The 6,339-nt window shown below is 75.0% G+C and carries 7 protein-coding genes and 2 pseudogenes; 2 read left to right on the forward strand and 7 right to left on the reverse strand.

Annotation, left to right across the window (positions count from 1 at the left end; translation table 11 throughout):
• From ACWNCF_RS05275 to ACWNCF_RS05290, 4 genes and pseudogenes are all read right to left on the reverse strand, one after another.
• The coding region (locus ACWNCF_RS05275; protein ID WP_449406289.1) for an MFS transporter at window positions 1–257 on the reverse strand (257 nt) is incomplete at its 3' end.
• 79 nt (window positions 258–336) lie between these two features.
• Window positions 337–468, reverse strand: a pseudogene (locus tag ACWNCF_RS05280) (MFS transporter); the annotation flags it as partial.
• 76 nt (window positions 469–544) lie between these two features.
• A pseudogene (locus ACWNCF_RS05285) lies at window positions 545–709 on the reverse strand (MFS transporter); the annotation flags it as partial.
• Between the two features lie 31 nt (window positions 710–740).
• Complete coding sequence (locus ACWNCF_RS05290; RefSeq protein WP_449406295.1) at window positions 741–1,103, reverse strand: hypothetical protein; 363 nt, start codon at window positions 1,101–1,103, stop codon at window positions 741–743.
• Between ACWNCF_RS05290 and ACWNCF_RS05295 the strand changes: the two genes are divergently transcribed.
• Entirely contained in the window at window positions 1,033–1,347 is a 315-nt protein-coding gene (locus ACWNCF_RS05295; RefSeq protein WP_449406294.1) for a GNAT family N-acetyltransferase, read from the forward strand. The two genes, ACWNCF_RS05290 and ACWNCF_RS05295, sit on opposite strands and share 71 nt — an antisense overlap.
• On the opposite strand, the gene ACWNCF_RS05300 is transcribed toward ACWNCF_RS05295, so the two are convergent.
• The 3 genes from ACWNCF_RS05300 to ACWNCF_RS05310 all read right to left on the reverse strand — a co-directional run bounded on the left by ACWNCF_RS05300 (window position 1,290) and on the right by ACWNCF_RS05310 (window position 6,128).
• Window positions 1,290–3,380: a hypothetical protein gene (locus ACWNCF_RS05300; protein ID WP_449406290.1), complete on the reverse strand. Its 2,091-nt coding sequence runs from the start codon at window positions 3,378–3,380 to the stop codon at window positions 1,290–1,292. The genes ACWNCF_RS05295 and ACWNCF_RS05300 overlap by 58 nt on opposite strands.
• Before the next feature lie 73 nt (window positions 3,381–3,453).
• The gene (locus ACWNCF_RS05305) at window positions 3,454–5,736 is read right to left on the reverse strand and encodes an FtsW/RodA/SpoVE family cell cycle protein (protein ID WP_449406291.1); all 2,283 of its coding nucleotides are present in this window, start codon (window positions 5,734–5,736) and stop codon (window positions 3,454–3,456) included.
• Complete coding sequence (locus ACWNCF_RS05310) at window positions 5,703–6,128, reverse strand: hypothetical protein (protein WP_449406292.1); 426 nt, start codon at window positions 6,126–6,128, stop codon at window positions 5,703–5,705. The genes ACWNCF_RS05305 and ACWNCF_RS05310 overlap by 34 nt, the downstream gene beginning before the upstream one ends.
• Between ACWNCF_RS05310 and ACWNCF_RS05315 the strand changes: the two genes are divergently transcribed.
• Complete coding sequence (locus ACWNCF_RS05315) at window positions 6,118–6,324, forward strand: hypothetical protein (protein ID WP_449406293.1); 207 nt, start codon at window positions 6,118–6,120, stop codon at window positions 6,322–6,324. The genes ACWNCF_RS05310 and ACWNCF_RS05315 overlap by 11 nt on opposite strands.
• Window positions 6,325–6,339: the final 15 nt, after the last annotated feature.

The raw sequence follows: 6,339 nt of genomic DNA on the forward strand, positions 1-6,339 counted from the left end.
ATCGCCAGGCCTTCGCGCAGGCGCGCGCCGTAGCCCGCGCAGGGCCCCGGCCGGCCGCCGTCTTCGCGCCACCAGGCGCGGTAGACCGCCAGCAGGCCGACGAACGAGACGGCGTTGACGAGGAACAGCGGGCCGGGGCCGATCCATTTGAACAGCACGCCGCCCAGCGCCGGGCCGAGGATCGCGGCCGTGTTGTACGACAGATTGTTGAGGGTCGCCGCCGCTTCCACTTCGTCCGGCTCGACGAGACCGGACATCGCCGCCTGCCAGGCGGGCCGACATGAACGCCGAGCCGCAGCCGAGGCAGAAGAGCACCGCCAGCACGGCGGCGTGGGGCGCGTGCCCGGTGGTCACGAGGGCCGCCAGCGTGCATGCGCAGGCGGCCATGAACAGATTGCAGAAGAACAGGAACTGCGGCCGGTGCACGGCATCCGCCACGACGCCGGCGAACAGCGCGAACAGGAACACCGGAATGTAGGTCGGAGCTCTGCCCGAGCGTCGTCGTCGACGCCGAGTGCGAGCTGGATGCGATCAGCCAGGCCGACGCGAACGTCTGGATCCACGTGCCGAGGTTCGAGACCAGGTTGGCGCACCACAGGCGCCGGTAGCGCGCATGGCGCAGGGGCTGCGTCAGCGGGACTCGTCGCCGCGCCGGGGCCGGCGTCTGGGTGTGGGGCGGCGCGGCGGGGGCGAGGCGGAATTTCGTCATGAACCCAGTCTACGGGCGCGCCACGGCCGGGTCAACGCGGCGGAGGGAGTTGTCCGCGTTTGCCCTGTCGGTGCGGGGTTTTCCCAACGTGACGTTTCGACAAGCCCGGTGCGGCCGTGCTATCTTGGCGTTTTATCCGCTGTCCTTCACGCACATGCAGATCCGCCCGTTCGAACCGGCCGACATCGACCCCGCTGCCGCCGCGTTGCGGCGCGCGGCCGAGACCTTCATCCTGCACGAGGCCGCGCCCGAAGACGGCGCGGCCTTCCTCGCCCTGCACGACGCGGCGGCCCTGCGCCGCAACCTCGACGCCGGCTTCGTCTATCACGCGGCTCTCGTGGACGGCGTGCTGGCCGGCTTCATCGGCATGCGCGGCGGCACGCACTTGTACCACCTGTTCGTGGACGTCGGCCTACCAGCGGCGCGGGATCGCGCAGGCCCTGTGGCATGCGGCGCGCGCGGCGGCGCTGCAGCCGGGGCATCCGGGCGTGTTCACCGTCAACGCGTCGAACGTCGCCGTGCCGTTCTACGCGTCGCTCGGCTTCGAACGCACGGCGCCCATGCAGCCGGACTCGGTGCCCTACAACCCGATGCGGCGTGTCGAAGCCGGGTCAGCGGCCCTCGTCGATCCGGCGTAGCCACAGGCTGCTGGCCCAGCCGTCCACGGCGCGGCCGTCGGCGCGGGCGCGCACCCGCCACCAGTCGCCGTCCGTCGCACCCGTCGCGGTGACGATGGTGCCGGCCCGCAGCACCCGCACGCGCGCGCGCGCACGCCGCGGTCTTCGCGCAGGTTCAGGTCGGCCGCGACCCGGTAGCGCGCGCCGGCCGCCGGGCCCACCGCGGCAACCGCCGCCGGCCGGACAGCCGCCGCGGCTTCGAGCGGCGCGGGCGCGGATGGCAGCAGCGCCGACAACAGCATCCCGAAGGCGAGCGTGCCGCCGGTTAGCACCGCCAGCGCCCGCGCGTTGGGCCGGCGCCACCACGCGCGCGGCGTGCACCACGCGGCCAGCACGAGCGTGATCGTGAACGCGAGGCCCCAGGCGAGCCAGGCCAGCCACGGGGCCAGCCAGGGCGGGACGGCGAAGGCGGCGAGGTCCATGCGCGCCTCGAGGCATCGAAGCGCAGCACGTAGTGGCCGGCGACGAGGTGGCGCCCCGCCGGCAGGCGGTACGGCTGCTCCGGCGTGGCGGCGTCGATGGCGGCGACGAAGGCCAGCTGCTCGTTCCAGGTGGTACAGGGCCTGCGTGGGCGACAGGCGCGCGATCAGCCAGCCGTCCGGCCCCGCTTCGAAGCTGAACGCGTCGCGCGAGAGACCCAGCCGGTCGGCGCTGGACGGCGGCGTGCCGGCCGCGTTGCGCAGGAAGCGGGGCGAATCCAGCAGGCGCAGCGCCGCCAGCATCGGGGCGCCGCGGCCGAACGTGAAGCGGGCGCCGGGCGCCACCGGCAGCGCCGGCGGTTGCGGCAGCAGCAACAGGGCGCAGTAGCGGTCGGCCAGCGCGGGGGCGCACGCGGCGAGTTCCACGCGCGTGCCGTCGACGGGACTGAAGCTGGCCGGCACCGCGATCCGTTCGCGGCCGGCGGGCGTGATCGCCTGCAGCCCGTCCTGGTCGTCGACGGCGAAGCCGATCACGGCGTCCTGCGCTTGCGCCGCGGGGACGAAGGCGCGGTTCAGGCCGATCTCCAGCACCTGCGCGCCGGTCTCGCGGTAGCGCGACAGCCGGGGCAGCGCCAGCGCCGCCAGCGCCACGCGCTGGCGCGCGACCGGCGCATAGGTCGCGTCCAGCGGCGCGCCGGCCGGCTGCGGCGCCTGGCTCCGCGCCAGGGGCACGGCCGTCAGTTCGGGATCCGGCACCGCGCGCGGTTTCCAGACGGCGGGACGGGCCGGTGCGCTGGGGGCTTTCGCCGCGGCTGCCGGCGCGCGCGCCGTGGCCGAGGGCCGCGCCGGCGTCACGCGCAGCAGCAGGCGCAGCGCGGCGCCGCTGGCGTCGACGGCGCCGCGGCGCGATTTAATGGTCCAGTAGCCGGCCGCCGCATCCCAGCTGCAGTCGAAGGCGTCCTTGGGCCGCACCTGGACTTCCAGCGGCGCATCCGGGCCGTCGTTGATGAGAAGGACGGCGCCTTCCGCGCCGAACGGCCAGCCCGGCGCGGCGCAGGTCGCGTCGTGCTCGTCGTGGCCGATCAGCGTGAGGCGCTGGTTCGGATAGATGGCGCAGACGGTCTTCCACACGGCGCTGTCGCGCGATACGGCGACCGTGTACTGCACGGCTTCGCCCGCCGCCGGCAGGTAGACGGCGTGGCCGAACTTGACCTCCACCTCGCCCGGTTCCAGGCGGTCGGCGCCGACGACGTGGTAGCGCACGTCGTCGCCCTGCAGCAGGTCGCCGAAATCCTTCTGGTGCAGCGCCGCCAGGCCTTGCGCGAGGTCGCGCACGCGGGCGCCGCGCGTGAGGTGGCGGTCGTCGTCGACTTCTTCCTGCGGCAGCATTAGCGTGATGTGGGAAAAGCAGCGGACGGCGGCGCGGCCCCGTTGCTCGCGCGGCGTGCGTTCCAGCAGGTCGCGCAGCAGCGGGCGGCGCGCGAACAGCGCCAGGCCCGGCGCCTGCCAGATGGCGTGGGCGTCGAAGACGTCGCCCACCTTGCCTAGGACTTCATGTTGGACGTAGACCGGCATGATTCGTTCTCCTCTAAAGATTGGCTGCTGGCGGCAGCGGCACCTAGCAGGGGGCGGATCGAAAAACAGCAGGTCAGCCGCCCGCCGACAGGAAACTCATCGGCTGGCCCATCACCGGGAAGATCGCGAGGTTCGTGCCCCACGAGAGCAGGAAGTGGCCGAACGCGAACGCGGCGCCGCCGGCCAGGAAAAGCAGCGCAGGCGCGCGAGCCAGGCGACGCGGTAGTCGCGCGCGTCCCTGGCGGCGACGCCGGCCGCGCACGGCCAGGCGCGGCGGCGCCAGCGAGGAACAGCGCCTGCAGCAGCCACAGGCCGACGGCAGCAAGCAGGCCGTGGCGCTGCAGGAAGAAGGACGCGGCGAAGTCGTCCTGCACGGCCGGGAAATCGCGCAGCGCGAAGCCGGGGGCGAGGCCCAGGTTCGCCACGCCGAACGCGCCGTCGGCGCCGCGCCAGCCGCCTTGCGCGATGGCGCGCGCGCCCAGCGGGCCAACCGCTGTCCCGTGTGCGGATGCGTGCCGGGATCGAGCCAGACGAGGAAGCGGTCGGCATAAAAATCCCAGCGCGCGATGCCGTCCGCGCCGACGCCGCGCAGCAGCGCCACGGCCAGCACGGCGGTGCCGCCGACGCACGTGAGCGCGAAGACGGTGCCGCGGCGGCGCGTGGCCAGCGCCTGGGCCAGCATCATCGTGCCGGCCCACAGCGCCAACAGCACGAGCGGCGAATAGTCGTCGACCTGCACGAGCGCGACGCCCAGCAGCAGCATGAACAGCAGCGCGGGCGCCGCGAGCCGCAGCCCGCGCCGCCATGCGCCGCCGGGCGCGGGACCGTCCGCGCTGGCGAGCGCCAGGCAGTGGGCGGACAGCGCGGCCAGCGCCAGCTTGGCGAATTCCACCGGCTGCAGGTCGAACACGCCGGTTTCGTCGCCGTACGCGACCTGCAGCAGCAGCGCGAGGAGCGCGGCGCCGGTCGTCAGCAGCAGCGCCAGCTCGATGCGCGCCTGGGGCAGCGGGCGCGCCGGCCGAACGAGGGCCGCCAGCGTGGCCACGCCGCAGGCCAGCGCCAGCAGCGCCGCGGTCTTGTGGAAGTGCCGCAGCCACGCGGTGTCCGGCGCGCCCAGGCCCAGGTCGAGCTGCGCCAGCAGGCCGAGCGCGAGCAGCGGCAGCGCCGCGGCGAGGACGGGGTCGAGGCGGCGCGGCGCCAGCAGCGCGAACGCCAGCGCGGCCCAGGCAGCGGCCAGCCCGACGCCCGCGCCGGGCGGCGCACCGCTGCGCTGGAGCCAGAACAGCACGACGCCGGCGCCGGCCAGCAGCAGGCCCATGCCGGCCGCCGCGCCGGCATGCAGGCGCGTGCCCGCGCGCGCGCCGAGCGCCGCCGCGAGCGCGCCCGCGCTCCCGAGGCCGAGAACAACCAGCAGCGGCACGCCGGCCTGCGCCGGCAGGTCCCACGGCGCGCGCCGCGTCCACGTCCACGTGACGCCCGGCGGCAGGCGCGGCGCGGTGTCCGGATACAGGGCGACGTGGCCGGCGGGACGCAGGCGCAGCATGTCGCCGTCCATCGCGAGCAGCAGGCGCGTGCGGCCGGCGACGAGTGTCCCGCCGCCGTCGAGGCGCAGCGGGCGGCCAGCCAGCAGCGCGGCGTGGCCGTCCACGGTCAGCAGCACCGGGACGGACGGCGCGGCGGCCAGCACGAAGCCGTCGTTGGCGTGGCTGCGCGCGATTGTGGCGGCGGGCGCCGGCAGGCCGGCGACGGCGATGCGGTTGCCGCAATCGAGGTTGCCGCCGACAACGAGCGGGCGGCCGAAGGCGAGCATGGCGGGCGCGACCGGGTTCCACAGGCCGGCCAGGCGCGTGCCGATGCGCGCGTCCGGACAGGCCGGCTGCGGCCGGCCGTCGCGGCGCAGCAGGGCGCCGTCGTAGCGCCATGTCGTGCGGCCGGCGGACAACGACACCGCGTCGGCGTCGGCCGCGTCGACGCCGATGCGCAGGGCGCCCGGCTGGAACTGCTGGCCCGGGCGCAGCACGACGCTGCCGCTGCGGCGCCGGCGCTCGCCATCCTGGACGAGCAGCGTGCCGGCCGTGCCGGCGGCGGCCGCCCACCAGCTGCCGTCCGCGGCGTGGCGCAGTTGCAGCCGGCCGCCGTCCGCGACCGGCGCGCCGAGGGCGGCGTGGTCGAGGTCGAGCGCCGCGCCCCGGGGCAGCACGACGGCCACGCGCGCCGGCATCCACGCGGCCGGCGCGCGCAGCAGCGCGAGCATCTGCAGTGCGCACGATGCGGCCAGCGCGGCCCCGGCGAACACCCGTGCCGTGCGTGACGATGCGGGCGTCATGCCGCGCTCCGCCAGGCGCCGGGCACGCATTCGAGACCCTGCGCCGCGCGCGCGATCAGGCGGCTCATCTCGAGCGCGTGGCGCGGCCGCGCGTCGGGACGCGGCGCCAGCAGGGCGCGCAGCAGGACCAGCAGCGCATCGTGATCGGGCGCAAGCACGCGCGAGGAACAGCGCGGTCTCGTCGGGCGCGAGGATCGCCGGCGGTGCGCCCAGCGCGCCCGCGCCGGCCGCGCCGTGCGTGCGGTAGGCGTCGGCGCAGGCGGCGCAAAAGCGCAGCGGGATGCCGGCGACGAGGTAGAGAGCAGGGCGCCCAGCGCGAAGTAATCGCTGCGCGCGTCGGTCCGGTAGCGGCCGCCGGCGTCCGGGAAGAACTGCTCGGGCGCCTGCCAGGCGGCGGTGCCGGCGTAGGCAATGGGCGGCACCGTCCTCGAGCAAGGGACGGTTGGTGCCGAAGTCGGCCAGTTTCAGTACGCTGCCGCGCGCGTCGACGAGCAGGTTGGCCGGCTTGAGGTCGAGATAGCGCCAGCCGTACTGGTGGACTTTCGCCAGCGCGCCGTTCACCAGGTGCTGGATCATCCAACTAACTCCTCCGTTTTAACCTTAGCAATACGTAACTGAACGAAGTACAGGACA

It is taken from the genome of Massilia phosphatilytica, from assembly GCF_977014125.1.

Coding starts and splice junctions, on each gene's coding strand:
- ACWNCF_RS05300 (WP_449406290.1), bottom strand. CDS start 3,380: ATGCCGGTCTACGTCCAACATGAAGTCCTAGGCAAGGTGGGCGACGTC.
- ACWNCF_RS05305 (WP_449406291.1), bottom strand. CDS start 5,736: ATGCGTGCCCGGCGCCTGGCGGAGCGCGGCATGACGCCCGCATCGTCA.
- ACWNCF_RS05315 (WP_449406293.1), top strand. CDS start 6,118: ATGGGCGGCACCGTCCTCGAGCAAGGGACGGTTGGTGCCGAAGTCGGC.